The organism is Pseudorhizobium marinum, assembly GCF_000705355.1.
In the GTDB taxonomy this organism is placed as follows: domain Bacteria; phylum Pseudomonadota; class Alphaproteobacteria; order Rhizobiales; family Rhizobiaceae; genus Neorhizobium; species Neorhizobium pelagicum.
Window position 1 is genome coordinate 298,318 of record NZ_JMQK01000005.1, and the last position, 25,603, is coordinate 323,920.

At 65.1% G+C, this 25,603-nt stretch carries 24 protein-coding genes; 9 read left to right on the top strand and 15 right to left on the bottom strand.

What is annotated here, in order from left to right; translation table 11 throughout:
• Positions 1 to 13: 13 nt before the first annotated feature.
• Complete coding sequence (dgcA, locus tag EO99_RS0108960; protein ID WP_029618308.1) at positions 14 to 994, top strand: N-acetyl-D-Glu racemase DgcA; 981 nt, start codon at positions 14 to 16, stop codon at positions 992 to 994.
• Here dgcA and EO99_RS0108965 read toward each other — a convergent pair.
• Together EO99_RS0108965 and EO99_RS0108970 are read right to left on the bottom strand one after the other, a co-directional pair.
• Positions 946 to 2,163 (bottom strand): MFS transporter, encoded by a 1,218-nt coding sequence (locus EO99_RS0108965; RefSeq protein ID WP_029618309.1) that lies wholly within the window; start codon positions 2,161 to 2,163, stop codon positions 946 to 948. The genes dgcA and EO99_RS0108965 overlap by 49 nt on opposite strands.
• A 95-nt stretch (positions 2,164 to 2,258) precedes the next feature.
• Entirely contained in the window at positions 2,259 to 3,062 is an 804-nt protein-coding gene (locus tag EO99_RS0108970; RefSeq protein ID WP_029618310.1) for a UDP-2,3-diacylglucosamine diphosphatase, read from the bottom strand.
• Positions 3,063 to 3,279: 217 nt separating this feature from the next.
• Here EO99_RS0108970 and EO99_RS0108975 point away from each other — a divergent pair, with 217 nt between their 5' ends.
• Together EO99_RS0108975 and EO99_RS0108980 are read left to right on the top strand one after the other, a co-directional pair.
• Entirely contained in the window at positions 3,280 to 5,583 is a 2,304-nt protein-coding gene (locus EO99_RS0108975) for an NADP-dependent malic enzyme (RefSeq protein WP_029618311.1), read from the top strand.
• 78 nt (positions 5,584 to 5,661) lie between these two features.
• Positions 5,662 to 6,339, top strand: a complete 678-nt coding sequence (locus tag EO99_RS0108980) for a hypothetical protein (RefSeq protein WP_029618312.1) — start codon at positions 5,662 to 5,664, stop codon at positions 6,337 to 6,339.
• A 3-nt stretch (positions 6,340 to 6,342) separates the two neighbouring features.
• On the opposite strand, the gene bluB is transcribed toward EO99_RS0108980, so the two are convergent.
• The 7 genes from bluB to rpiA all read right to left on the bottom strand — a co-directional run bounded on the left by bluB (position 6,343) and on the right by rpiA (position 12,832).
• Positions 6,343 to 7,035 (bottom strand): 5,6-dimethylbenzimidazole synthase, encoded by a 693-nt coding sequence (gene bluB / locus EO99_RS0108985; RefSeq protein ID WP_029618313.1) that lies wholly within the window; start codon positions 7,033 to 7,035, stop codon positions 6,343 to 6,345.
• Between the two features lie 85 nt (positions 7,036 to 7,120).
• On the bottom strand, positions 7,121 to 7,954 hold the full coding sequence (locus EO99_RS0108990; RefSeq protein ID WP_029618314.1) for a TolB family protein: 834 nt from the start codon (positions 7,952 to 7,954) through the stop codon (positions 7,121 to 7,123).
• Positions 7,955 to 7,974: 20 nt separating this feature from the next.
• A complete protein-coding gene (locus EO99_RS0108995; protein ID WP_029618315.1) occupies positions 7,975 to 8,376 on the bottom strand; it encodes a GFA family protein in 402 nt (133 codons plus the stop codon).
• A gap of 157 nt (positions 8,377 to 8,533) precedes the next feature.
• Positions 8,534 to 9,907, bottom strand: coding sequence for a class II 3-deoxy-7-phosphoheptulonate synthase (locus EO99_RS0109000; RefSeq protein WP_029618316.1), 1,374 nt, complete (start codon positions 9,905 to 9,907; stop codon positions 8,534 to 8,536).
• Positions 9,908 to 10,054: 147 nt separating this feature from the next.
• Entirely contained in the window at positions 10,055 to 11,443 is a 1,389-nt protein-coding gene (gor, locus tag EO99_RS0109005) for a glutathione-disulfide reductase (protein ID WP_029618317.1), read from the bottom strand.
• A gap of 106 nt (positions 11,444 to 11,549) precedes the next feature.
• A complete protein-coding gene (locus EO99_RS0109010; RefSeq protein WP_029618318.1) occupies positions 11,550 to 12,116 on the bottom strand; it encodes a DUF2059 domain-containing protein in 567 nt (188 codons plus the stop codon).
• Positions 12,117 to 12,136: 20 nt separating this feature from the next.
• Entirely contained in the window at positions 12,137 to 12,832 is a 696-nt protein-coding gene (gene rpiA / locus EO99_RS0109015) for a ribose-5-phosphate isomerase RpiA (protein ID WP_029618319.1), read from the bottom strand.
• A gap of 134 nt (positions 12,833 to 12,966) precedes the next feature.
• On the opposite strand from rpiA, the gene gph reads away from it, so the two are divergent.
• Positions 12,967 to 13,674: a phosphoglycolate phosphatase gene (gene gph / locus EO99_RS0109020; protein ID WP_029618320.1), complete on the top strand. Its 708-nt coding sequence runs from the start codon at positions 12,967 to 12,969 to the stop codon at positions 13,672 to 13,674.
• A gap of 61 nt (positions 13,675 to 13,735) precedes the next feature.
• On the opposite strand, the gene EO99_RS0109025 is transcribed toward gph, so the two are convergent.
• Both EO99_RS0109025 and EO99_RS27355 read right to left on the bottom strand, forming a co-directional pair.
• Entirely contained in the window at positions 13,736 to 15,604 is a 1,869-nt protein-coding gene (locus EO99_RS0109025; protein WP_029618321.1) for a L,D-transpeptidase family protein, read from the bottom strand.
• Positions 15,605 to 15,762: 158 nt separating this feature from the next.
• Positions 15,763 to 16,005, bottom strand: coding sequence for a hypothetical protein (locus EO99_RS27355; protein ID WP_156034691.1), 243 nt, complete (start codon positions 16,003 to 16,005; stop codon positions 15,763 to 15,765).
• Here EO99_RS27355 and fumC point away from each other — a divergent pair.
• Both fumC and EO99_RS0109035 read left to right on the top strand, forming a co-directional pair.
• Positions 16,004 to 17,395, top strand: coding sequence for a class II fumarate hydratase (gene fumC / locus EO99_RS0109030; protein ID WP_029618322.1), 1,392 nt, complete (start codon positions 16,004 to 16,006; stop codon positions 17,393 to 17,395). The genes EO99_RS27355 and fumC overlap by 2 nt on opposite strands.
• A 271-nt stretch (positions 17,396 to 17,666) precedes the next feature.
• Positions 17,667 to 18,737 carry a GGDEF domain-containing protein gene (locus EO99_RS0109035; RefSeq protein ID WP_029618323.1) on the top strand — a complete coding sequence of 357 codons (1,071 nt, stop codon included), beginning with the start codon at positions 17,667 to 17,669 and terminating at the stop codon, positions 18,735 to 18,737.
• Positions 18,738 to 18,740: 3 nt separating this feature from the next.
• On the opposite strand, the gene EO99_RS0109040 is transcribed toward EO99_RS0109035, so the two are convergent.
• Both EO99_RS0109040 and EO99_RS0109045 read right to left on the bottom strand, forming a co-directional pair.
• Entirely contained in the window at positions 18,741 to 19,349 is a 609-nt protein-coding gene (locus EO99_RS0109040) for a pyridoxamine 5'-phosphate oxidase family protein (protein WP_029618324.1), read from the bottom strand.
• 70 nt (positions 19,350 to 19,419) lie between these two features.
• On the bottom strand, positions 19,420 to 20,334 hold the full coding sequence (locus tag EO99_RS0109045) for an alpha/beta fold hydrolase (protein ID WP_037111414.1): 915 nt from the start codon (positions 20,332 to 20,334) through the stop codon (positions 19,420 to 19,422).
• A 47-nt stretch (positions 20,335 to 20,381) separates the two neighbouring features.
• On the opposite strand from EO99_RS0109045, the gene EO99_RS0109050 reads away from it, so the two are divergent.
• Complete coding sequence (locus tag EO99_RS0109050; RefSeq protein WP_029618326.1) at positions 20,382 to 20,846, top strand: MarR family winged helix-turn-helix transcriptional regulator; 465 nt, start codon at positions 20,382 to 20,384, stop codon at positions 20,844 to 20,846.
• 15 nt (positions 20,847 to 20,861) lie between these two features.
• On the opposite strand, the gene EO99_RS0109055 is transcribed toward EO99_RS0109050, so the two are convergent.
• Positions 20,862 to 21,227: a gamma-butyrobetaine hydroxylase-like domain-containing protein gene (locus EO99_RS0109055; RefSeq protein ID WP_029618327.1), complete on the bottom strand. Its 366-nt coding sequence runs from the start codon at positions 21,225 to 21,227 to the stop codon at positions 20,862 to 20,864.
• 123 nt (positions 21,228 to 21,350) lie between these two features.
• On the opposite strand from EO99_RS0109055, the gene moaA reads away from it, so the two are divergent.
• Together moaA and EO99_RS0109065 are read left to right on the top strand one after the other, a co-directional pair.
• Complete coding sequence (gene moaA / locus EO99_RS0109060) at positions 21,351 to 22,400, top strand: GTP 3',8-cyclase MoaA (protein ID WP_029618328.1); 1,050 nt, start codon at positions 21,351 to 21,353, stop codon at positions 22,398 to 22,400.
• A gap of 16 nt (positions 22,401 to 22,416) precedes the next feature.
• The gene (locus EO99_RS0109065; protein ID WP_235776789.1) at positions 22,417 to 22,869 is read left to right on the top strand and encodes a YkgJ family cysteine cluster protein; all 453 of its coding nucleotides are present in this window, start codon (positions 22,417 to 22,419) and stop codon (positions 22,867 to 22,869) included.
• 24 nt (positions 22,870 to 22,893) lie between these two features.
• Here EO99_RS0109065 and EO99_RS0109070 read toward each other — a convergent pair whose 3' ends face one another.
• Positions 22,894 to 25,431 carry a methyl-accepting chemotaxis protein gene (locus EO99_RS0109070; RefSeq protein ID WP_029618330.1) on the bottom strand — a complete coding sequence of 846 codons (2,538 nt, stop codon included), beginning with the start codon at positions 25,429 to 25,431 and terminating at the stop codon, positions 22,894 to 22,896.
• Positions 25,432 to 25,603 lie beyond the last annotated feature (172 nt).

Here is a 25,603-nt window from a genome sequence, read left to right on the forward strand (position 1 = left end):
GACGCTCAAAAGCATGCGCCGTAACCTTGAAGCCACAATCGAGAGATTTCCGATTGCCGGGGTTTTCACCATCTCCCGCGGATCGAAGACGGAGGCAGAGGTCGTGACCTGCACGATCCGAGCAGGCGGCCTGATCGGCCGCGGCGAATGCGTGCCCTACAGGCGCTACGGCGAGACGATCGAAGGCGTGCTGGAGGACGTCCGTTCGGTTTCCGAAGCGATCTTCGAGGGTGCCGACCGGGCCGGGCTGCAACGGATCCTGAAGCCCGGCGCCGCCCGCAATGCTGTCGATTGCGCGCTCTGGGATCTCGAGGCAAAGCAGGCCGGCCAGTCCGTGTCGGCGCTGCTCGGCATCACGCCCCGCCCGCTCACCACCGCCTTCACGCTGTCGCTGGGCGAACCGGAAGCGATGGCTGCCGAGGCGGGCAAAAACGCGCACAGGCCGCTGCTCAAGGTGAAGCTCGGGACGGCCGACGACGAGGCCCGCATGCGTGCCGTCCGGCTGGCGGCGCCGCAGTCTGCCATCATCATCGACGCCAACGAGGGGTGGACCGAGGACAACCTCGAGCGCCACCTGCAGATTGCGGAAGAGCTCCGGATTGCCCTGATCGAGCAGCCGCTTCCGGCAGGCAGCGACGAGGCTCTTGCGCGGGTGCATCGGGTCGTTCCCGTCTGCGCCGACGAAAGCGTTCACGCGACGGAAGATCTGGAGGCGCTGCGGGACCGCTACGACGCCGTCAACATCAAGCTCGACAAGACCGGCGGACTGACCGAGGGCCTGCGCATGAAGGCGGAGGCGAAGCGGCTCGGCTTCCAGGTGATGGTCGGCTGCATGGTCGGCACCTCTCTGGCGATGGCACCGGCCGTGCTGCTGGCCCAGGATGTGGAATATGCCGATCTCGACGGACCGCTGCTCCTGGCCCGCGACCGCCAGCCGGGGCTGCGCTACGAAGGCTCCACGGTCTTTCCGCCGGCTGCCGACCTCTGGGGCTGAAGCCTCGCAGCCAGGGCGATCGTGGCAAGGCCCGCGACCGCAGCGATCGCCATGGCGGGGAAGCTCGCGGCGCCATAGTACTTGTAGAGGACGCCGGACAGGAGCGTCGCCAGCGCCAGAAAGGCGCCGTTGTAGAAGAAGTAGATACCCTGCATCGACGACTCCTGCTCCTCCTGCACCATCTCCACCAGCTTGTGCTGCACTCCTATGTGCAGGAAGGTGAAGGTGAAGGCGTGCATCGACTGTAGCGCCAGATAGCCGGCAAAACCGAGCGGCATGGGAAAGAGCATCCAGCGGAGTACGCCGACCGCGCAGCCGAGCCGCATCATCGTCCAGGGCGTCAACCGCCGGGCAATGATGCCGGAGGCGAAGAAGACCATGATTTCGGCGATCACCGCCGTGCTCCACAGGATGCCGATTTCGGTTCCCGAAAAGCCCTGCTCCTGCCAGTGGATGGCACCGAAGGCGTAGAACATGGCGTGGCCGGCTTGGGCGATCGAGGCACCGATCATCAGCAGGTGCAGGTCGAGCCGCCCCCATGCACCCCAGGCGAGCCGCCTTCCCTGCGCTGCTGTTTCCGGCCGCGGCCGCTTTCGCCCCAGCCGCGGCGCGACATAGGCTGCCACCAGCGTGAAGGCAAAGGCGATGGCTGCCACGAGCGGCAGGATCCCGCCGCCCCAGAGCCCGATCAGCTGCCCCATCAGCAGGCTCATGACGACGAAGCCGACGGAGCCCCAGACCCGCAGCGCACCGTACTGGAAGCCCCAGCGCCGGACCCCGCTGACCGCCATGGAATCGACAACCGGCACATAGGCGGCGAAGACGGCCGCCTGCAGGCTGTAGATGATCAGCACCGGCCAGAAGCCGGTCGCGACGAAGAGCGCGATGGCGGTCAGCAGCGACAGTCCGCCGGACCAGTAGAGAACATTGGCGCGCTCCTGCAGCCGGTCGGCAATGGCGCCGACCACGGGGGCCGCAATGATCCTGACGATCATCGGCAGGGCGAGAATGACGCCGATCTCCACGTCGCTGAACCGCAGCGAATCCAGCCAGACCGGAAAATACGGAAGGATGATGCCATTCACCCCGATCGGGGCGGCATAGGCCAAGGCGCACCGCAGTTGAAAGTGTCGAGGCGGCGGCAGTTCATGGGGATTGGCTGGTGTCACGGGAGCAACTGGATCCGAAGGGGTCCTCCGGATCTAGCACGCGCCCTGCCCGCAGCCTATGGCACATTTGCCATGGGGCGGCACAATCGCCGCACTCAGGCGGCCTGCATATCCTCGAGAACCTCGTCCTCGAGCTGCTGCAGCGCCGGTACGGCGGCAGGCTTCTGCCAGGTGATCATCTCCATCGTGCCGTCCTGGCGTTCGACAACTGCCGTGCAGCTCTCGACCCAGTCGCCGGTGTTGATGTAGCGGATGCCGTCGATGTCTTCGATGACCGCGTGGTGGATATGGCCGCAGATGACGCCGTCGACGCCGCTCTTGCGGGCTTCTTCGGCCACCACATGCTGAAATTCGCCGATGAAGTTCACCGCCTGCTTCACCTGCAGCTTGGCCCAGGCCGAAAACGACCAGTAGGGCATGCCGAGCCGGCGGCGGATGGCGGCGAGCACCACGTTGAGCGCGATGGCAGCGTCATAGGCCCAGTCGCCCAGGTAGGCGAGCAGGCGCGCGTTGCGCACCACCACATCGAATTCGTCGCCATGCAGGACGAGGTACTTCTTGCCGTCGGCGGCCTCGTGAATGATGCGGTCGGCCACTTCGATGCCGCCGAAATGCATGCCCGGGAAATCGCGCAGGAATTCGTCGTGGTTGCCGGGAATATAGACGATGCGGCAGCCCTTGCGCGCCTTGCGCAGCAGCTTCTGCACGACATCATTGCAGCCTTGCGGCCAGTGCCAGCTCCGCTTCAGCCGCCAACCGTCGACGATGTCGCCGACGAGGATGATGGTGTCAGCCTCATGGTGGCGCAGGAAATCAAGCAGAAGATCTGTCTGCGCGGCCTTGGAGCCGAGATGCACGTCGGAGATGAAGATCGTCCGGAAATGCCTGCTGTTCGCCATCACGGTCACTGGTCCCCTGTTGCCTAACGCTGCCGCAGCCCTTCCAAAATCAGACTCGTGTTTCAGGAGCATGACAACCGGGGGCTTCGGACAGATCGTGACCTGGCGCCGCCATGTCTCCGCTCGGAAATTCTGCTGTTCCCGGGCGCCGATTGTTGTAAGGAAGACACTCACACAGACACTCGACTAAAGACGAATAATCGGAGGCGCTCAGGGCATGCAGGACAAGGCGAACGAAGACGGCAACAACAAGTCCGGCGATCTCGACGAGCAGGCCCTGTTCTTCCACCGCTATCCGCGCCCCGGCAAGCTGGAGATCCAGCCGACCAAGCCGCTCGGCAACCAGCGCGACCTGGCGCTCGCCTATTCGCCGGGCGTCGCCGCGCCCTGCCTTGCGATTCGCGACGATCCCAACACCGCTGCCGACTATACCGGGCGCGCTAACCTCGTTGCGGTGATCTCCAACGGCACGGCCGTGCTCGGCCTCGGCAACATCGGACCGCTCGCCTCCAAGCCGGTGATGGAGGGCAAGGCGGTGCTCTTCAAGAAGTTCGCCGCCATTGATGTCTTCGACATCGAGATCGACGCCAACGACATCGATTCGATGGTCTCGACCATTTCGGCGCTGGAGCCGACGTTCGGCGGCATCAACCTCGAAGACATCAAGGCCCCGGAATGCTTCGAGGTCGAGCGCCAGCTGCGCGAGAAAATGAACATCCCGGTCTTCCACGACGACCAGCACGGCACGGCGATCATCGTCGCGGCGGCAATCCTCAACGGCCTGGAGCTTGCCGGCAAGACGCTTTCGGACGTCAAGATCGTCGCGTCCGGTGCCGGCGCCGCGGCACTCGCCTGCCTCAACCTCCTGGTCCTGCTCGGCGCGCGCAAGGAAAACATCTGGGTCCACGACATCGAGGGCCTCGTCTACCTCGGCCGCGAGACGCTGATGGACCAGTGGAAGTCGATCTACTGCCAGGACAGCGAGAAGCGCACCCTGGCCGAGAGCATCGACGGTGCGGACGTCTTCCTCGGCCTTTCGGCCGCCGGCGTCCTGAAGCCGGAACTGCTGGCCAAGATGGCCGACAAGCCCCTGATCATGGCGCTCGCCAATCCGACGCCGGAGATCATGCCGGAGCTGGCGCGCGCTGCACGCCCTGACGCCATGATCTGCACCGGCCGCTCCGACTTCCCGAACCAGGTCAACAACGTTCTCTGCTTCCCCTATATTTTCAGGGGTGCCCTGGACTGCGGCGCCCGCACCATCAACGAAGAAATGAAGATGGCGGCGGTCAAGGCCATCGCGGCGCTCGCCCGCGAGGAGGTCTCCGATGTCGCCGCCCGCGCCTATTCCGGCGAAACGCCGATCTTCGGCCCCGACTACCTGATCCCCTCGCCCTTCGACCCGCGGCTGATCCTGCGCATCGCGCCGGCCGTTGCCCGGGCTGCCGCCGAAAGTGGCGTCGCCGGACGTCCGATCCAGGACTACGACGCCTACATGGACCAGCTGAACCGATTCGTCTGGCGGTCCGGCTTCATCATGAAGCCGATCTTCAACGCTGCGAAGAATGCCGAGAAGAACCGCGTCATCTTTGCCGAGGGCGAGGACGAGCGCGTGCTGCGCGCCGCCCAGGTCCTGCTCGAAGACCAGACGGCGCGGCCGATCCTGATCGGTCGCCCCAGCGTCATCGAGGCGCGGCTGAAGCGCTTCGGCATCCGCATCCGCCCGAACGTCGATTTCGAGGTGATCAATCCGGAGGACGATCCGCGCTACCGCGATTACGTCGACGACTATTTCGCGCTCGTCGGCCGCGCCGGCGTCAACCCGGAGGCGGCCCGCACGATCGTGCGCACCAATACCACCGTGATCGGCGCGCTCGCCGTCAGGCGTGGCGAGGCCGATGCGCTGGTCTGCGGCGTCGAAGGACGCTACGACCGCCATCTGCGCGACGTCAACCAGATCATCGGCAAGCGCGAAGGCGTCTGCGCCTTCTCCGGCATGAGCCTCTTGATCTCGCAGCGCGGCGCGATCTTCTTCACCGATACCTTCGTCAGCTACAATCCGACGGCCGCCGAGATCGCCGAGATGACGATCCTCGCGGCGGAGGCCATCCAGCGCTTCGGCATCGTCCCCAAGGCCGCGCTCGTCAGTCACTCGAACTTCGGTTCGCGCGATTCCGAAAGCGCCCGCAAGATGCGCGAGGCCCTCGCCCTGGTGCGCCAGCGGGCGCCGGATCTGGAGGTCGACGGCGAGATGCAGGGCGGTTCGGCGCTGTCCGAACCGCTGCGCAAGCGGGCAATGCCCGACAGCACGCTGACTGGCGAGGCGAACCTGCTGGTGTTCCCCAACCTGGATGCGGCAAACATCTCGCTCGGCGTCGTGCGCAACATGCTGGATGCGCTGCATGTTGGCCCGATCCTGCTCGGCACCGCCCTGCCCGCCCACATCCTGTCGCCGTCCGTCACCTCCCGCGGCGTGGTCAACATGGCGGCCCTTGCCGTCGTGGAGGCTTCCAACCCCTGAGGGCTTGGAAATTATGATATTCTCAACGGGTGGGTCCGATGATGTCGGGCCTGCAGGTCGATCCACCCGGAGACGTTCATGAACACGCGCCTTGTCGCTGCCGCCCTGCTCGTGGTGCTTCCCGGTGCCGCTGCAGCCGATCAGACGGCAATCTGCCAGTCGCTCTATCGGCGGCTCGCGGCCATTCCGACGATCATCGGCAGCACCGCGGAGGTTCGCCGCCAGGCCGATGCCTTGCGCCAGATTGACGACGACATCCGCTATCTCCGCACCGAGATGCGCCGCGCCGGCTGCGGTTCCGGCAGCATCGTCAGCTATGGCCAATCGGACGACGTCTGCTTCCAGATCACGGATGAGCTGCGCCGGGCACAGGCGGCGCGCGAAACGATCCGGTCCCGACAGGGGTCCCGCTCGCTCGTGCGGCCGGATGGCGAGCGCAATGCCATCATCGCCGCCATCGAGGCCAACCAGTGTCGCGACATCGCCACCATGCCGCTTTCGTCTGCCGTCGAACCGCAGGCAGACATTCCGGCCGTCACCGTGCCGGATGTCCTGCCGCAGTCCGGGTCGAGCATCACGAGCATTTCGCCGAAGGATCCGCCACCTGCGAAGACCGCGGCCGCGCCGCCACCGCCACCCGAACGGCCCTATGATCCCTCGACAAACGTCCGCAGCGTCGGCCCCACCTTCCTACCCGACGACAGTTCGATCGATCTTGCCAATCCGGCGGCCGGCGGTGCCCAGACCCGACAGTAACGCTCAGCGATTGCCCCAGCGGTCGCGGAAGACGAGGTCCTCGAGCGGCAGGCGTTGCCGCCAGCCCTTGGCCGCCAGTTCCGGCTGGTCATAGAGCTCGCTGACATAGCCGAGGCAGAGCCATGCGACGATCTCGACCCGCTCGGGTATCCCCAGCAGTGCGCGCACGTCGCGGTCGTGGAAGATGCTGACCCAGCCGACCCCGACGCCTTCCGCCCGTGCTGCCAGCCAGAGGTTCTGAACGGCGCAGACGGTGGAGTAGACGTCCATCCGCGGGTTGTGCGTGCGCCCCAGCACGACGGGGCCGGCGCGGTCCGGATCGCAGGTGACACAGATGCTGAGCGGCGCCTTGCGGATGCCCTCCAGCTTGAGACTGCGGTAGAGTGCCTGCCGCTCGTCCGCAAACAGGGCGGCGGCCTCCTCATTGGCCCGTGCAAACGCCTCCCACGCCTCCTGCAGGACATCGCGGTCGCGGATCAGCAGGAAGTTCCAGGGCTGCATGAAGCCGACCGAGGGCGCCGCATGGGCAGCCCCCAGCAGGCGCCCGACCAGATCGTCCGGAAGAGGATCGGGCAGGAACTGGTCGCGCACGTCGCGGCGCGTCTCGATCGCCTTGTAGACGGCGTCGCGCTCGTTTGCGGAAAACGGCGAGGCCGCCACCGGGCCTTGCGGTTCAGCAACAGGATCAGGTCGCATCGTCAATCCCCAACAATGGCAGGCGCGACCGGTCGGCACCTCGTGCCCCACCCATGCCTCAGCATCGCCGGCGGGGCAAGCCCGATCAGGCGATCGGCAAATAGCGGACATAGGCAAACCGGTGGCCGTCGGGCGCCCAGTTCGGCGAGTTCATCGTCCCCTGCCCGCCGAAGAGCTCGAACAGCGTCTCGGCATTGCCGCCGTCCATGTCCATCAGCTGGATCCGTACCGACTGGTCGCGCGGATGGTCGAAGACGTCGCCGTCGTAGGAGAGGAAGACGACCTTGTCACCAAGGGGTGACGGATGCGGAAACCAGTCACCGTAGGGGCTGTCGGTGATCCGCTCGGCCTCCCCACCCTCCGCCGGGACCCGCCAGATCTGCATGCGGCCGCTGCGGCTGGAGTTGAAATAGATCCAGCGACCGTCGGCGGAATAGTCCGGGCCGTCGTTGCGGCCCTCGCCGAAGGTCAGCCGCAGTTCCTCACCGCCCCCGACACCGATGGTGTAGATGTCGAAGAGGTCGTCGCGGATGCCGCAGTAGGCGAAGTGTTGGCCGTCGGGCGACCAGCCGTGCCAGTAGGATGGCAGGTTCCGGGTGACGAGCCGCGGGTCGCCACCGGCAGCCGGCAGGATGTAGATGGCGGACTTGCCGAATTCCACCTTGTCGGACACCGCCATCCATTCCCCGTCCGGCGAGATGCCGTGGTCGTTGTTGCAGCGGGTGGCAAAGCCGGTCTCCAGCGGCTCCGGCAGAGGCTGCCCCTCGAGTGCCAGCCGATACATCCGGCCGTCGCTGTTGAGCAACAGATAGCTGCCACAGGGCGACCAGTTCGGCGCCTCGAACAGGGCCTCCGTCTGCCAGACCACCTGGCTTTCGCGCGTGCGGAGGTCAAAGATCTCAATGGAGCTGCGTGGCATGGGGTATCTGCTTCCCTCAGTTAGGGCCGCCCTTGCGGGTGGCGTGGCAAACCGTCGTTCGGCAGATCGTAGAAGTCCGGCTTGTCGTTGCAATAGATGTGGTAGCCCATCTTCAGTCCGCTCGGCTGGTCGAAGGCACCGGCAAGGATCGAGATCTTGTCGCTGCCCTCCGCCTGCCAGAAGAGCGCCGATCCGCATGTGGAGCAGAAGCCGCGGCGCGCGCTGGCGCTGGCGCGGTACCAGGCGAGTGTTGCCTCCTCCAGAAGCTGGAACCTCTCCAGCGGGACATCGGTCGCGGCATAGTAGAGCCCGGTCTGGCGGCGGCACTGCGAGCAGTGGCAGCCGATCACCTCGCGCAGTTCCCCGTGCGTCTCGAAGCGCACGGCGCCGCACAGGCAGCCCCCGAAATTGTGCCGATCCATCGTCCGTCTCCTGACCTGGTCTGCGCCCGAACCTAGAGCCGATGCGTCTCCCGTCAAACGCATTCGGCTGACGCTAAGCTTGAACGAAATTTGGTCCATCCAAACGAAAATGGGCCGGCAAGGCCGACCCATTTTCGTTTGCTCCAAGCTGCGGCAATCAGCCGACAGCGACCATCCGCTTCTCGTCGCGTCCGCTCTTCATCCGCTCGGCCAAAAGGAAGGCCAGCTCCAGCGCCTGGTCGGCGTTGAGGCGCGGGTCGCAATGGGTGTGGTAGCGGTCCTGCAGATCGCCGGCAGAGACGGCGCGGGCGCCGCCGGTGCATTCCGTCACGTCCTTGCCGGTCATCTCGATGTGGATGCCGCCCGGATGCGTACCCTCGGCGCGGTGGATCTGGAAGAAGCTTTCGACCTCCGACAGGATCCGGTCGAAGGGCCGGGTCTTGTAGTTGTTGAGCGTGATCGTATTGCCATGCATCGGATCGCAGGACCAGACGACCTTGCGGCCTTCCCGCTCGACGGCGCGGATCAGCTTCGGCAGATGGTCTGCGACCTTCTCGTGGCCGAAACGGCAGATCAGCGTCAGGCGGCCGGCTTCGTTTGCCGGGTTCAGCGTATCGATCAGTTGCAGCAGGTCGTCCGGCTGCAGCGAGGGACCGCACTTCAGGCCGATCGGGTTCTTGATGCCGCGGCAGTATTCTACATGGGCGTGGTCGAGCTGGCGGGTGCGGTCACCGATCCAGATCATGTGGCCGGAGGTGGCGTACCAGTCGCCGGAGGTGGAATCGACGCGCGTCAGCGCCTCCTCGTAGCCAAGAAGCAGGGCTTCATGGCTGGTGAAGAAATCGGTCTCACGCAGGCTTGGGTTGTTCTCGGCGTTGATGCCGACGGCCTTCATGAAGTCCATCGTCTCGCTGATGCGGTCGGCGAGCTTCTTGTAGCGCTCGCCCTGGGGGCTATCCTTGACGAAACCGAGCATCCACTGGTGGACGTTCTCGAGGTTGGCATAGCCGCCCATCGCAAAGGCGCGCAGGAGGTTCAGCGTCGCGGCCGACTGGCGGTAGGCCATCATCTGCCGCTCGGGGTTCGGGATGCGGGACTCCGCATTGAACTCGATGCCGTTGATGATGTCGCCGCGGTAGCTCGGAAGCTCGACGTCGCCGATCTTCTCAATGTTGGAGGAGCGCGGCTTGGCGAACTGGCCGGCAATGCGGCCGACCTTCACCACCGGTTGCTGCGCCCCGAAAGTCAGGACCACGGCCATCTGCAGGAAGGCGCGGAAGAAGTCGCGGATGTTGTCGGCGCCATGCTCCATGAAGCTCTCGGCGCAGTCGCCGCCCTGCATCAGGAAGCCGTTGCCCTCGGCCACATTGGCGAGGTGCTTCTTCAGGCGGCGGGCCTCACCGGCAAACACCAGCGGCGGAAAGGTTGCCAGCTGGGCCTCGGTTGCAGCCAGTGCAGCCGCATCCGGATAATCCGGAACCTGCTGAATCGGTTTCTGCCGCCACGTGCTCGGGGTCCAGTTCTGTACCATTTCGCTCACCTGTTCTCGTCCCGGCGTCACTTCCCGGGCTTCCGTTCTTCATTTTGCGGCGGCTTATAAACCTTCTGGCCGGGCTTGCCTAGTATCTGGCGACGCAAGCGGCCCTGGCTTGCGCCGACCTGACATTCCCTCTGGCGACTAGATCCGCTCGCCGTCGCGCACCCGGTAGGAGGGCTGGTACATGGTCACCAGCTCTTCGGCGGCGGTCGGATGCACCGCCATGGTGCGGTCGAAATCGTCCTTGGTGCAGCCGGCCTTCAGCGTGATGCCCAGCAGCTGCGCCATCTCGCCGGCGTCGTGGCCGAGGATATGGGCGCCGACCACCTTGCGGCTTGCCGCATCGACGATCAGCTTCATGATCATCTTCTCGCTGCGGCCGGACAGGGTCGCCTTCATCGGCCGGAATTCGGCGCGGTAGACCTCGATTTCCGGATATTTCCTGCAGGCCGCCTCCTCCGACAGTCCGACGGTGCCGATCTCCGGCTGCGAGAAGACTGCGGTGGCGATCAGATCGTGGTCGGGCTTGGTGGGGTTGTTGCGAAACTCGGTCTCGATGAAGCACATCGCCTCGTGGATGGCGACCGGCGTCAGCTGTACCCGGTCGGTGACGTCGCCAAGCGCATGGATGTGGGCGACGCTGGTGCGCGAATAATCGTCGACGACGATGGCGCCCTTTTCGTCCACCGCGACGCCGGCGGCTTCCAGCCCCAGACCTTGCGTGTTCGGATCACGGCCAAGGGCCAACATCACGGCGTCGACTGCCAGCCTCTGTCCTTCCAGCGTCCGCGCGATCAGCCCGCCGGCCGGCGCCTTCTGCACCTCCTGGATCACATCGGTTAAGATGATGCGGATGCCCTTCTCCTCCATGGCCTTGTGCAGGCCCTGGCGCATGTCGCTGTCGAAGCGCGATAGGATCTCCTTGCCGCGATAGATCAGCGTCGTGTCGACGCCGAGGCCATGGAAGATGTTGGCGAACTCGACCGCGATATAGCCGCCGCCCGCGATCAGGATCGACCGCGGCAGTTCCGGCAGGTCGAAGGCCTCGTTGGAGGTGATGCAGAGTTCGTGTCCGGGCAGAGCCGCATGCGGATTGGCGGAACCGCCCGTTGCGATCAGGATCCGCTCGGCCGTCACCGTCTGGCCCGTCTTCACCAGCCGGATCGTATGGGCATCGACGAGTTCGGCGCGGCTCTCCAGGATTTCGGTGCCGGCGTTCTCCAGCCCGCGGCGATAGAGCCCTTCCAGGCGGGAGATCTCCCGGTCCTTGGCCGCGACCAGTTTCTTCCAGTCGAAGCTTGCTTCCCCCACCTGCCAGCCGAAGCCGGCGGCATCCTCGAAGTGCTCGGGAAACTGCGAGGCGTAGACGAAGAGCTTCTTCGGCACGCAGCCGCGGATGACGCAGGTGCCGCCGAAGCGATACTCCTCGGCGATGGCGACGCGCTTTCCAAGCGAACCGGCCAGCCGCGCCGCGCGCACGCCGCCGGAGCCTCCACCGATCACGAAAAGGTCGTAGTCGAATGCGGTCATGGGAGGCTCCTTATCGGGACGATGGGTCTCCGCCATATAAGGAGACTGCTGAAAAAGCAAAAGCCCGGATTGCTCCGGGCTTGCTGAAAGGCAAATTGCCGCGCTGTTATTGCTGTGCCGGTGCGACTTCTGCCGGCGCCTCGATCTCGGCGGTCGGCGCTTCGATCGGATTGGCATCGATGATCGTGCGCAGCTTTTCCGCGGTCTGGTTGGTCAGATCGCGCGATATGCCGTTTGCCCAGATTTCCGCGGCCTTCGTCAGCTCGCGCGCGACCAGCGGGCCGGTCGAGAGAAGCTTCTTGCCGGGTTCGGTGGCGTAGAAGGCGGAGATCGCCTGCAGTTCTTCCTGGGTGAAGGCCTTGGCGTAGATCGTCGCGGCTTCCCGTTCCAGATCGGCGCGGCGGACGGCAAGCGCCAGCGCTTCCTCGTCGACGACCCGTGCGATGTCTTCCTGGAAGTTCGGAGAACCCTGGATGTACTGGGCCTTGAGGCGCTCGGCGAGGCCCGGCAGGATGTTGTCGTAGCGATTGGTCGCGTTGATGGCGGCGATCGCCTGGCGGGCGGCGTTCAGATGATCTTCGGAGATCTCCTGTGCGCGGGCCGGCATCGAAAGGCTGCCTGCGACGAGGACGGCAAGAGCGGTAGCGCGCCCGAGAACCGCGAAATTGATCATGGAAATAGTGCTCCTGTCTTTCATTGTGCCTTCAGCGTCCGCGCACCGGCCTCACCGGCGATGATGGCAAAGGACGCCAGATTGATAAACAGCCCGTGCTCGACGACACCCGGTATGGAATTCAGTCGGTTCGCGAGTGCCTCTGCATCAGGAATACGGCCAAAAGATGCGTCCAGAATATGGTGGCCGCCATCGGTCGTGAAGACGGCCTCGCCAGACCTGCGGAGCTTCAGATCGCCGCTCAGACCCAGCCGATCTGCCGCCCGTTCCACCGCAATGCGCGTCGCCGTCAACCCGAAGGCATTCACCTCGATCGGCAGCGGAAAGGCGCCAAGCGTGTCGACCAGCTTCGTCTCGTCCGCAATCACGATCATGCGCTGCGATGCCGCCGCGACGATCTTCTCGCGCAGCAATGCGCCGCCGCCGCCCTTGATCAGCCGCAGCTGCAGGTCCAGCTCGTCGGCGCCGTCGACCGTCAGGTCGAGTTCCGGCAGCTCGTCCAGAGACTTCAACGGCACGCCGAGCTCGAGGCACAGCCGCGCCGTCCGCTCGGAGGTCGGCACGCCCTGCACCTGCAGGCCGTCAGCCACCTTTTCCGCCAGCAGCCGAACGAATTCCTCCGCCGTGGACCCGGTACCGATACCGAGCCGCATGCCATTCTCGACATAGGCCAGGGCTGCTTCCGCAGCCTTTATCTTCATTTCCCGGGCGTCCATGCGCCAGAAGCTCCCCGCTGTTTCGCCGAAGCTGTTTACACGCCTGTCCGGAGGAGGGAAAGTCCCTACGATTTGCATTTACCGGTCCGCCGTCCTAAGCCGCCGCTACCAGCAATTCATACCAAGAGGCATTCATGACGGCTCCCCTGGTAATCTTCGATCTGGACGGCACGCTCATCGATACGGCGCCCGACCTCGTTGCCAGCCTGAACTACACGATCGCCGCCGCCGACCTGGCGCCGGTGACCTATGAGGATCTGACGCATCTGGTGGGCCAGGGCGCGCGCGTGATGATCCGCCGTGCGTACCAGCTGCGGGGCGCGACGATCGAGGAAGCCGAGGTCGAGCCGCTGCTGGCGCGCTTCCTCGCCCACTACAAGCGGGAAATGCCCGGCGCCAGCAGGCCCTATCCGGGCGTCATCGAGGCTCTCGACCGCCTTTCCGCCGCCGGGATGACGATCGCCGTCTGCACCAACAAGCTGGAGGAGCTGGCTGTGCCCCTGATGGACACGCTGGGCCTTGCCGAACGCTTCCGCGTGATGACCTGCGGCGACACCTTCCCGGTCCGCAAGCCCGATGCCCGGCACATTCTCGGCACGATCGAACGCGCCGGCGGCGACCCGTCCAACAGCGTCATGATCGGCGACAGCATCAACGACATTCTGGCGGCCCGCAACGCCGGCGTCCCCTCGATCGCGGTGACCTTCGGCTATTCCGACGTGCCGGTCGCCACCCTCGACCCTGGCCATGTCATCGATCGCTTCTCCGACCTGACGGTGGACCTGGTGCAGAGCCTGATCGGACGCAACCCGGTTGCCAGCGCCGTGCCGTCGCAGCGATAGCAAACGGCAATAGAAAAAGGCGGCCCGTAAGCCGCCTTTTTCGCCGTTCAAGGTGCAATGATCAGGAGGCGCGGGCCTGGCTGGTCGCCGCCAGCGCCTTCAGCGTCGCGGCATCGCGGTCGTAGACGTCGCCGAAATACTCGACCACGCCGTCCTTGTTCGGCCAGGCCGTGAAATAGGCCACATAGACGGGGATCTTCGCCGAAACCTTCTCGCCGGCATTCTTGCCCTGCGCGATCCGGGAGCCAACCTCCTGCTCGGTGATGCCGAGCACGGCCGCCGCCATCTTGCGCGGCTCGGCCAGGCGGACGCAGCCATGGCTGAGGGCGCGATTGTCGCGCTGGAAGAAGCTCTTCGAGGGCGTGTCGTGCATGTAGATTGCATGCTCATTGGGGAACAGGATCTTCAGCTCGCCCAGTGCATTGTCGCTCGACGGCGGCTGCCGGACGGCGATCGACTGGGTCGAACCGTACCAGTTGACGCTCGACGACGACACCGGTCGGCCGTTCACCTCGACCTGATAGCCCATCCGGTCGAGATAGGACGGATCCTGGCGCAGATGCGGCAGCATCTCGTTGATGATGATCGACTGCGGCACGCCCCAGTAGGGATTGAACTCGACCGTCTCGATCTGGTCCTGGAAGAAATAGGTCTGGTTGGCCTTCGAACCGACGACGACGCGCATCGAGAACTGCTCGGCGCCCTTGTCGTGGTAGGAGGCCCGGTAGGCCGGCTGATTGATGAAGACATAGCGGTCGCCCAGGTCCGCCGGCAGCCAGCGCGCCTGCTCCATGGCAACGACGAGCTTGTCGATCTTGCCCTCGAGGCTGTCGCCGACGATGGCGCGCACGGTGGCAGGGCCGACGACGCCATCCGATTTCAGCCCGGCCTCTTCCTGGAACGCCCTCACCAGCTCAACGAGCTCGGGCGTGTAGTCGGTGCCCTGCTGGTAGGTGGCGAAGGTGACGGAATGGGTCTCCCTCAAGGCTTCCGATCCGTTCTTGCGGATCGCCGCCACGAGGTTTGCCACCTCCGGGCTGCTCTTGCCCGGCTTCAGCAGCAGGTTCTCCGGAAGCGAGATGCGCTGACGCTCCTCGCCCTGCTCTGCCCTGAGCTTGGCAAGCTCCGCCTTCAGGGCAGTGAAATGCGCACCCTGCGGCGCAAGGCCTTCAAGATATGCGGAGGCATTGTCGTCCGACCTGACGAAGGGCAGGACGAAGGAGAGCTTGACGTCCTTGCGCTTGAAATCGTGGTAGCCGGAGATCCGGTTCGGGTCGATCCGGCCGCGCACCATGTCCTGCGCAAAGGTTAGCGCCTTTGCCGACAGCGCCAGCTCGAACTGCATCAGCGCCCGTTCCTGTGCGTCAGCACCCGTGGGCGTGGCGTCGCTTGCCGTCGCCGAGACGGGCTGGACACTGGCCGTCATCAGCTCCGGCGCCGCGACACGGTAGTCGGCGGGATCGAGGCCATAGTCGCCGGCCCGCTCGAAGAGCGCCAGCACGTCGCGCGCCTTGTCGCTCATGTCGCCGGCGGCAACCCAGAGGAGCGTCGAATTCTTGCCATAGAAGGCTTCGAGGGCGGTCGCGATATCGGCGGGCGCGGAAACCTCCGCGTCGACGAGGAACCGCTCAGGCCCGGTGGCGCCGGCGGCAGCAAAGCCGGCCGTCTTCACCGCCCGCGCCGCATCCGGCTTGTAGACGTTGTACTTCGGACCGGCGACCTTCGGCAGCGGCTGCGGATCGATGTCGCGCGGCTCGGCCGCCTGCTGGTAGGTGCGCACGCCCGACAAGCCGTCGCGGGCCGGTTCCCGGCCGGGACCGCCGCGAATGATGTCCATCAGGGTAATGGCATGGGCCGGCGCCGTGCCGGCTGCGATCGTGGAAACCGCGGACACGAGAGCCAGTGCAATCGAAGTTCGTTTGAATGTCATGTTGAATATAATCCCCGTCGACTGAATTGGCCATTCACCGGTCTGGCTCCACGCTTTAGCGGATCGCCTGGTGGATGAAAAGGAAGAGGCCCTTCTCAAGGCGACGGCGCCCGTCGCCTCAGGCAAGGCCCGACCCGCGCATGCACAAGGTTAAGAAACTATTCGTTAAATTTTTGCTCATCATCTGCAATTTCGGCCCATGACCTGCCTCCGGTCAGGTCCGGAAAGCAGCCCGCGTGCCATAAAAGCCACGTCGCCTCTGCTGCCCCTTCCGAGGGGTCTTCGAATCGACCTTTGCCGCCATCAGACAAAGGTATAGAAATCCCGCCTGCGGCCTTGCGCCCCGGCGATTTGTTGAATAACTCCGGCACGATCATTGCGCGCAACAGAGGCAAAGACATGGCATCGACCCGCTCCGAATCCGACACCTTCGGCCCCATCGAGGTCGCCAGCGACCGTTACTGGGGAGCCCAAGCCCAGCGCTCGCTCGGCAACTTCAAGATCGGGTGGGAGAAGCAGCCGGTTGCCGTGATCCGCGCGCTCGGGATCGTCAAGCAGGCAGCTGCCCGCGCCAACATGGATCTGGGCGGTCTGGACAAGGACCTCGGCCAGGCGATCGTGGAAGCCGCGCAGGACGTCATCGACGGCAAGCTCAACGAACATTTTCCACTGGTCGTGTGGCAGACGGGCTCGGGCACGCAGTCGAACATGAATGCCAACGAGGTGATCTCGAACCGCGCCATCGAGGCGCTCGGCGGCACCATGGGCTCCAAGAAGCCCGTGCATCCGAACGACCACGTCAACATGAGCCAGTCGTCGAACGACACCTATCCGACGGCGATGCATATTGCCTGCGCCGAGGAGATCGTCCGCCATCTCGTCCCGTCGCTGACGCATCTGCACGCGGCCCTCGACGCCAAGGCGAAGGCCTTCGCCCATATCATCAAGATCGGCCGCACGCACACGCAGGACGCCACGCCCCTGACGCTCGGCCAGGAGTTCTCCGGCTATGCCGCCCAGGTCGCCTCGGCGATCAAGCGCATCGAACTCACGCTTCCCGGCCTCTACGAGCTCGCCCAGGGCGGCACCGCCGTCGGCACCGGCCTGAATGCGCCGGTCGGCTTCGACAAGAAGGTCGCCGAGGAGATCGCCAAGATCACCGGCCTGCCCTTCATCACGGCGCCGAACAAGTTCGAGGCGCTGGCCGCCCATGACGCCATGGTCTTTGCCCATGGCGCTATCAATGCCGCGGCGGCGGCCCTCTTCAAGATCGCCAACGACATCCGCTTCCTCGGCTCAGGCCCGCGCGCCGGCCTCGGCGAACTGGCCTTGCCGGAAAACGAGCCGGGCTCGTCGATCATGCCGGGCAAGGTCAATCCGACCCAGTCGGAAGCCCTGACGCAGGTCTGCGCCCACATCTTCGGCAACAATGCCGCCATTACCTTCGCCGGCAGCCAGGGCCACTTCGAGCTCAACGTCTACAATCCGATGATGGCCTACAACTTCCTGCAGTCGGTGCAGCTGCTCGGCGACGCCGCCGTCTCCTTCACCGACAACTGCGTCGTCGGCATCGAGGCCCGCGAAGACAACATCCGCAAGGGCGTCGAGAACTCGCTGATGCTGGTGACGGCCCTCAACAGCAAGCTCGGCTACGACACCTGCGCCAAGATCGCCAAGACGGCACACAAGAACGGCACCACGCTTCGTGAAGAGGCCGTTGGCGGGGGCTACCTCACGAACGAGGAGTTCGACCACTACGTACGCCCGGAAAACATGATCGGCCCTCGTTAACCGGATTTTCACAGTCGACTCACCGCGGCGGCCGGCGCAGAGAATTTTTCATCCTGTGGTTGCCGCCGCTCACGCCTCAAGCCTTGCGCGCGTGGCGTGCCCTTGTCTTCATCTCGTTGATTTCACTGTATTTTTCGACACAATACGCGGCAGGGCGCCCGTGGGATCGGGATTTCCCTGCTTCGGAGGCACCCTCCGCCCTTAATTCTTTTCCAATATTTCTCATATAATTTTGCGCTAAAGCAGATCATGAGAATCTATGGAGGAGTCGATGACCGCGGCTAGCGCGCCGAAGGCGCAAGCGACAGATGTCGTCAGTCAGATCGTCTATGCTCTAAGGGCGATGGGTGTCGCCCCGATCCCCCGGAACTACCAGCTGTTCTACGAAGCCTACATCGGAGCCAATGGCGCGCTGACCCAGAAGTTGGCTGCTCTCGGAAGCTATGCCAGCCAGGAGGAACTGGACGCCCTGGCGTCGGAGTTTCTGGGGACGCATCAGGTCGAGGTCATCGAACGGGTGCATGGCAAGCTGATCGGGGAGCTCGAAGCCCTTCTGACCCTGCTTCGACAGGAGCAGCGTTCGATGGAAAGCTATACGAAGCTGCTGGGTGAGACCGCCACCCGCATCAACTCCAAGGCCAGCATTTCGTCCGACATCGTTCGCAGCGCCATCAATCTTCTCACGGACGCAACAGGCGGCCAGATGGCCCATGGGGAGCGGACGGTGGAGACGATGACCGAGCATTCGCAGGAGATGGACGAGGTGCGCCGCGAACTCGACGAGTACAAGCGGATCGCCAACACCGATTCTCTGACCAGGCTTTCGAACCGCCGTGCCTTCGACGAGAAGCTCGCAGGTCTCTACGACGCCGCCGGCAATCTTCCGGTGGCCGCACTGATCCTCGCCGACATCGACAATTTCAAGAAGATCAACGACAGCTTTGGTCATCCGGTGGGCGACAAGATCCTCGCCACCGTCGCATCGGTCATCCGCGCAAACGTCCGCAAGGATCTCTTCGTGGCCCGCACCGGAGGCGAGGAGTTCGCCATCATCGTCGAGGGCAACACCCCCGACGAGGTCATGGTGATCTGCGAACGCATTCGCTGCGCGCTCGAGACCCGCAGCTTCCGCAATTCACGCTCAGGCGTGCAATATGGCCCGATCACCATTTCGCTCGGCTATTCGATGGGGTCGCAGGCGGATGATCCCAGCGGGCTCTATGCCAACGCCGATATCGCCCTTTACCATGCCAAGCATGCGGGCCGGAACCGGAGCGTCTTCTTCGATGAAGCGATGCGCAACGATTATGCCGGCAAGAACTGGCTGATCTACCGGGGCTGACCCCTACCACATCGTGGCGGCGGCGCGCCCCGCCCATTCCCGGTCGTAGCTTTCCTGATCGAAGCCGGCCTTCGCCGCCTTCAGAAGCTGTCCGGGCGTGGGCAGGCTTGAGACCTCCACGAATCGCTCCGGGTCCCACAGCCCGGCGCGCATGATGGCGCGGGCGCACTGGAAGTAGACCTCCCCGATGGTGATCACGGCGACGCTGCGCGGATGGCGCCCGTCCATCTCGAAGCTTTCCAGCAGGCCGGGCTCCACCGAGATCACGGCGCGGCCGTTGACGCGCATGGCCGTTGCGGAGCCGGGAATGAGGAACATCAGCGCCACGCGGGGGTCGCGGACGATGTTGAGGAGCGAATCGATCCGGTTGTTGCCCCGCCAGTCCGGCAACAGCAGCGTCGTCGTGTCCTGGACCCGGACGCAGCTGCCGGCGTCGCCGCGCGGCGAGCAATCGAGCCCCTCCGGACCGACCGTCGCCAACGCCATGAAGGGCGAGGCTTCGATCATGCGCCTGTATTCCGGCGTCAGCGCCCTGGTGACCTTGGCCACCGATGCCTCCGACACGTCCGTGTAGATCTGCTGCAACTGTTCGATGGTCTGGATGATTGTCATTGTGCCCTCGTCGCGGTCTCTTTGCTCGCGCCGTGCGACACTAGAATGACAAGAAGTGCGGAACAACGCCTCACGCGGCCGAGCTGCGGCTCCCTTCCGCCGGCTCGTCCGTCAGAAAGCCGCGGATCGTCGCGATGACCTCCGGCGCGCTGATGATGCGGCGATGGCCGAAGCCGTTGGCCCAGTGAATCCGGGCCGAGGACACCGCGGCATAGCGCCGGGCATGGTCGGCATCGACCTCCTTGTCGTCTTCGGCATGCACCACGAGAAGCGGCGTGCCGAGCCGGTCTGCCACCCTCACCGTGTCGAAGTCCGCAAGGCTGGCGCCGGCGACCTCCTCGGCGTGCCGTATCAGTCCGTGCTTGATGGCGGCGCTCAGCCCGAGCTGCCGCGCGAATGCGTCGAAGAGCCATTCGATGCGGGTCGGCGCACCGATCACCACCAGGCGCCGGGGCGAAATCATGCCGGCTTGCCGCATCACCCCGCCGGCCGCCAGCATCAGGCTGGCGCCGCCGAAGGAATGGCCGACGGCTCCGTCGAAGGGTCCGAACCGACGCTCCGCCTCCACCATCGCATCGACCGCCATGCGCATGTGCAGTCCCCGGCCGCTCGATTGCCCATGTCCGGGAAAGTCGAGGACGATCACCTCCGCGCCGTCGGCCGCAAGCCCCTGCGCCAGGGCCGAGATATAGGCGGCCGCAGACCCCCAGCCATGCACGATCAGGAAGCGGCGGCGCGGCTCTGCACCCCTCCCGTGGAAGCGGTAGGCCATCACGTTCGACTTGCCGACGGGAAAGGGCGTGGCTTGCGCGAGCGACAGGCGCTTGCGGCCCTCGGCGTGCACCTGGCGCGCCTTGTCGCCCGCCGGGCGTCGTGAGGGCGTTGCGCAAAAGAGCGCGAACGCCAGCCGGCTGGTGGCGCGCGGGGCAAGTTTTCCGCCCAACGCCAGAATGGGACGGATGACCTTCAACGCAAATGATGGCATGGTGGGACATCCCGATAATGTTCAATATTGAACAATAAAGTACAGCGATGAACAAAAATCAATCCCTGCCGTGGGATCATCCGCGCTTCAAGAGCTGGGTCAGCGTCGCCCGCGCCTGCCAGCTGATGCAGGCCACGCTGACGCGGGAACTGGCGCCGCTCGACATCAAGCCGCCGCATCTCGACATTCTCGCCAACCTCTACCGCTACGAAGGCCTGTCGCAGCAGGAGCTGGCGCGCAAGCTCCTCGTCGGCCGCTCCAACATCAGCATGACGCTGCCGCAGATGGAGCGGCGCGGGCTGATCGAACGGCGCGGCGACAGCCGTGACAAGCGCGTGCTACGGCTCCACCTGACAGCCGACGGACGGCAGCTTGCCGAACGCGCGATGCAGATCCAGACCGCCGTGATCGAGCGCTCGCTGTCGGCAACCTCGCTCGAGCAGTGCCTGGGGATCGCTGAGGCCATGGAACGCATCATCCTGGCGCTGCAGGCTGAGAACGACGAGGCATGAACCTCGAAACCGAACTCAGCGCCGCGGATCGCGGCTGAGGCCTTTTTCCGCCAGCTCCCGCTCGTAGTCGGCAAAGAGGCGTTCGCCGTCCTCGCCGAGCTCGCGAAGGTAGCGCCAGGTGAAGATGCCGCTGTTGTGACCGTCGTCGAAGCCGATCCGCACGGCGTAGTTTCCGGCCGGTGTCACACTGCCGATCCCGACGTTCCTCTTGCCCGGCACCGTCACCTTCTGGCCCGGCCCATGCCCCTGAACCTCTGCGGACGGCGACAGGACACGCATCATCTCCGCCGGCAGCGGGAAGGCGCGCCCGTCGTTGAAGGTGACGTTGAGCACCCGCCGGTCCTTGGAGACCCGCAACTCCGTCGGCCATATATCGGTCATGTCGCTTCCGCTCCGTATTGATTGCGCCCCACGATTAGAAGCTTGCTGTCCGCGTCGCAACCCGCTTCCACCCTTGACGAAGCGACCGATCCCGCCCACTTTCAGCATTCAGGAGAATGCGCTTTGAACACTCTGGCAGGACCACTGGGCAACGCACGCCCTTTCACGACCCAGAAGACGCCGATGATCGATCCGTTTCAACGGGCGGTCACCTATCTGCGCGTGTCGGTGACCGATCGCTGCGATTTCCGCTGCACCTACTGCATGGCGGAGAACATGACATTCCTGCCGAAGAAGGACCTGCTGACGCTCGAGGAGCTCGAACGGCTCTGTTCCGCCTTCATCGCCAAGGGCGTGCGCAAGCTGCGCCTGACGGGCGGCGAACCGCTGGTGCGCAAGAACATCATGCATCTCGTGCGCGCGCTGGGCCGCCAGATCGAGGCCGGTCATCTCGACGAACTGACGCTGACGACCAACGGTTCGCAGTTGGCGCGCTATGCTGACGAACTTTACGACAGCGGCGTGCGCCGCATCAATGTCTCGCTCGACACGCTTGACCCGATCAAGTTCAAGGAAATCACCCGCTGGGGCGACTTCTCCAAGGTCATGGAGGGGATCGACGCCGCCCAGAAGGCAGGCCTGAAGATCAAGCTCAACGCGGTGGCGCTGAAGGACTTCAACGAGCACGAGATCGCCAACATGCTGCGCTTCGCCCATGGCCGCGGCATGGACATGACGGTGATCGAGACCATGCCGATGGGCGAGATCGAGGAAGACCGCACCGACCGCTACCTGCCGCTCTCCAAGCTCAAGGCGGATCTCGAACAGCAGTTCACCCTCACCGATATCCCCTATAAAACGGGGGGTCCCGCGCGCTATGTCGAGGTTGCGGAGACCGGCGGTCGGCTCGGCTTCATCACGCCGATGACGCATAACTTCTGCGAGAGCTGCAACCGCGTCCGCCTCACCTGCACCGGCACCCTCTACATGTGTCTCGGCCAGAACGATGCCGCCGACCTGCGCACCGCGTTGCGGGCCTCCGAAGACGACGCCTATCTGGCGGCTGCCATCGACGAGGCGATCTCGCGCAAGCCCAAGGGCCATGATTTCATCATCGACCGCGATCGCCAGCGCCCGGCCGTTGCCCGCCACATGAGCGTCACCGGCGGCTGAACGGAAGAAGATAGCCTTGTCATCCGCCCTGCCCGGCCGCGCCTGCGGCACCTGCACGCTGTGCTGCCGGCTTCCCGACATCGAGGCGCTCGCAAAGCCCGCCAACGCCTGGTGCAGCCATTGCCTGCCCGGACGGGGCTGCGCCATTTACGCAACCCGTCCGGCGCTTTGCCGGGATTTCCTCTGTCTTTGGATGACCTCCAGATCGCTGGGTCCCGAATGGACGCCGTCGACGGCCCACATGATGGTCTACGCCCAGGGCCCGCAGACGACGGTGCTCGTCGACCCCGCCTACCCGGATGCCTGGAAGAACGAGCCCCATGCGTCCCAGCTTCGCCATCTCGCCGCGCAGGCCGAAGCCTCCGGTGGCTATGTCATCGTCTTCGTCGGCGACGCGGTGTTCAAGGTCGAACCGAATACGGTGCAGAACGACGAAGGCCGCCGCGAGCAAGGCATCGCGACGGCCTGATCTGATAGGTCGATTTGGCTGGCTCTAAGCGGCCCGGCCCGCCCTCGGGGCACGATACTGGACATCGTCGTCGGTCTTGAACCGGTCGATCTTGTCGGTCAGGATCTCGACGCGCTGGCGCAACCCGTGGATCTCGGCGTTGTTCTCCTCGACCATCGCGGCGTTCTGCTGCGTGATCAGCTCCACCTCGTGCACCGCGTGCGTCACCTCGTTGATGCCGGTCGACTGCTCGGCCGTGGCCGCCGAGATCGCGGCGACCAGTTTGCGCACGTCACTGACGTGGGTGATGATCTGGCTCAGCGCCTCACCCGTCTGCTCGACCAGCTGCACGCCGTCGTTGACCTGCGTCGAGCTTGCGGAGATCAGGCCCTTGATCTCGCGGGCCGCACCGGCACAACGCTGCGCCAGTTCGCGAACCTCCTGGGCGACGACCGCAAAGCCCCGCCCTGCCTCGCCGGCGCGGGCCGCCTCGACGCCCGCATTCAGCGCCAGCAGATTGGTCTGGAAGGCGATCTCGTCGATCACCGAGATGATCGTGGCAATCTTGTCGGAGGAGCGGCTGATCTCGCCCATGGCGCCGACCGCGCGGGAAACGATTTCACCCGAACGCACGGCGAATTCCTCCGTCTCGTTGATGGAGGAAGCCGTCCTGCGGGCGCTTTCGGCGGTCGATCCGACGATCTCGCTCAGCTGGCGAAGCGCCCGCGAGCTCTGCTCCAGCGCTGCCGCCTGCTGTTCGGTGCGTCGCGCCAGGTCGTCGGCGGAGGCGGCCAGGTTGCCGGTGCCGCCATTGATCTCGCCAGTGGTCGCCCGCACGTCGGCGAGCGTCGTTCGCAGGGCCTCCACGGCGGTATTGTAGGTCTTTGCCATCGGCACGAAATCCTGGGCGAGGTTCTCGTTCATGGTCTGCTGCAGGTCCCCCTCGGCAAGCTGTGTAAGCGCGTGGGAGAGAGCCTCGAGTGCTGCATGCTGCTCGGCGGCGATGCGCGCACGCTCTTCGGCCCGCCGCGCCGATTCGGCGCCGGACTGTTCGCGGGCTGCCGCCGCCTCCTGCTCCAGCCGGACGTTCTCGACCGCCGCATCGCGGAACACGGTGACGGAGCGCACCATGTCGCCGATCTCGTCGCCCCGCTCGCGACCTTCGATGCTGACCTCCAGGTCGCCGTCGGCCAGCCGCTTCATCACGTCGGTGACGCGCCGGAGCGGCCCGCGCAGCGTCTCGACCAGCATCAGTCCGCCGGCGATCGCCAGCAGCGTGCCGACGATCATGGCGATCATCGAAAGGTTGGCGGAGCGTTCGCTGTCTTCCTTGCCGACTTCCTGCGCTTCGGCCACGAAGGCCTTCAGGCCGGCCATGGCGTCCGACAGCGTCTGCGATGCCGCAGCACGCGCCTCGCGCCACTGGGTCTCGATCGCCAGCATGGCCGCCGAAGCCGCGTCCAGCGCGGCAAGCGGCGTCTCGAGGCCACTCGCGAAGGCGCTCATCGCCGCATTGGCATTACCCAGTTCGGAGACCCGGGCGGCCGACGACCGCATGGCTGCAATATCGGCCAGCACCACCTGGCGGGCCTCGTCCGTCAGTTCGCTGCGCAGGCGCTCCATGTGCAGTTGCAGCGCGTCGCCCACCGTCAGCGATGTCTCCACCTCCGCAAGCAGGTTCTTCAGCGTCGTCACTTCGCCTTCGAGATTGGCAAACCGCTCCGCCGCGTCGCCGGATTTCGTCAGCACGTTCTGCTGCAACTCGCTCTGGAAACGGGTGAAGCCGCTGGCGCCGATGCGCAGGGCCTGGGCCTTTTCAGGGCCCGATGGACCGGCGGTCGCGACGGCAAGCAGGCGCTCGGCACCCTCGCGGATGGGCGCCATGGCCTCCAGGACCTTGTCGGTCGCGACCGATTTGATGGCCTCGAACTCGTCCAGTACCGCCTGGGCCTGCACCTCGGCGGCCTTGGCCGTGCCCTCGTCGGAGCCCGCATTGCGGACTGCGTTGCGCATGGTATCGAGCCTGTCGGCAATCGACTTGTAGGCAAAGGATTCAAACAGCGCGCTCTTGGCGAACCGCTCCTGGCCGTCGAATTTCTTGCGCAGGTTGCCGAGCCGCTGGTCGATGCCGGCAGTCGTCTCCTGGACGGCAGCGAGCTGCGCAGTGATCTCGGCGCGGTTGGCGTCCCGCTGCTGCTTGATCGCCCAGAGCGTCTCGGAGTGCCGTCGCATCGCCGGCGCCAGCGTCGCGACCGCGTCGATGCGCTGCCGGTCCGCCTCGCTGACCAGCAGGCCCTCGAGCACCTGGACACCCTTCTCCTGCCGGTCGATCCCGTCGTTCAGGGCCGTGAGCGTCGCCTCGTCCGGCTGCTCACTGAAGTCCTGGAGCACGGTCTGCAGGCGCTCGAAATCGCCGATGTTCTCGATCGTCGCGCGCGTCACGGTCATGTGGCCGTTCAGCATGTTGGAGGTATAGTAGCCGGCCAGGCCGACACCGGCGATCAGGAGCACGAGGGGAATGACGAAAAGCAGGACCTTGGTGACGATCCTGCGGCTCTGAAGAAGACGGTCGATGAAGGACATGCGTGCTCCGCTGGGAAACCTCGCCGACCATGCCAAAGCATCTGCAGGTGGCTGCGTGCATCATCCTGCATCATGCGGGAGTCGCTGCACCATCAGGGAATTCGATTTAACAACGGTTAATCCGGCGGCAACAGAATAAGGTGCCTGCAAATTGGTCAGACAGCCCGTTCAA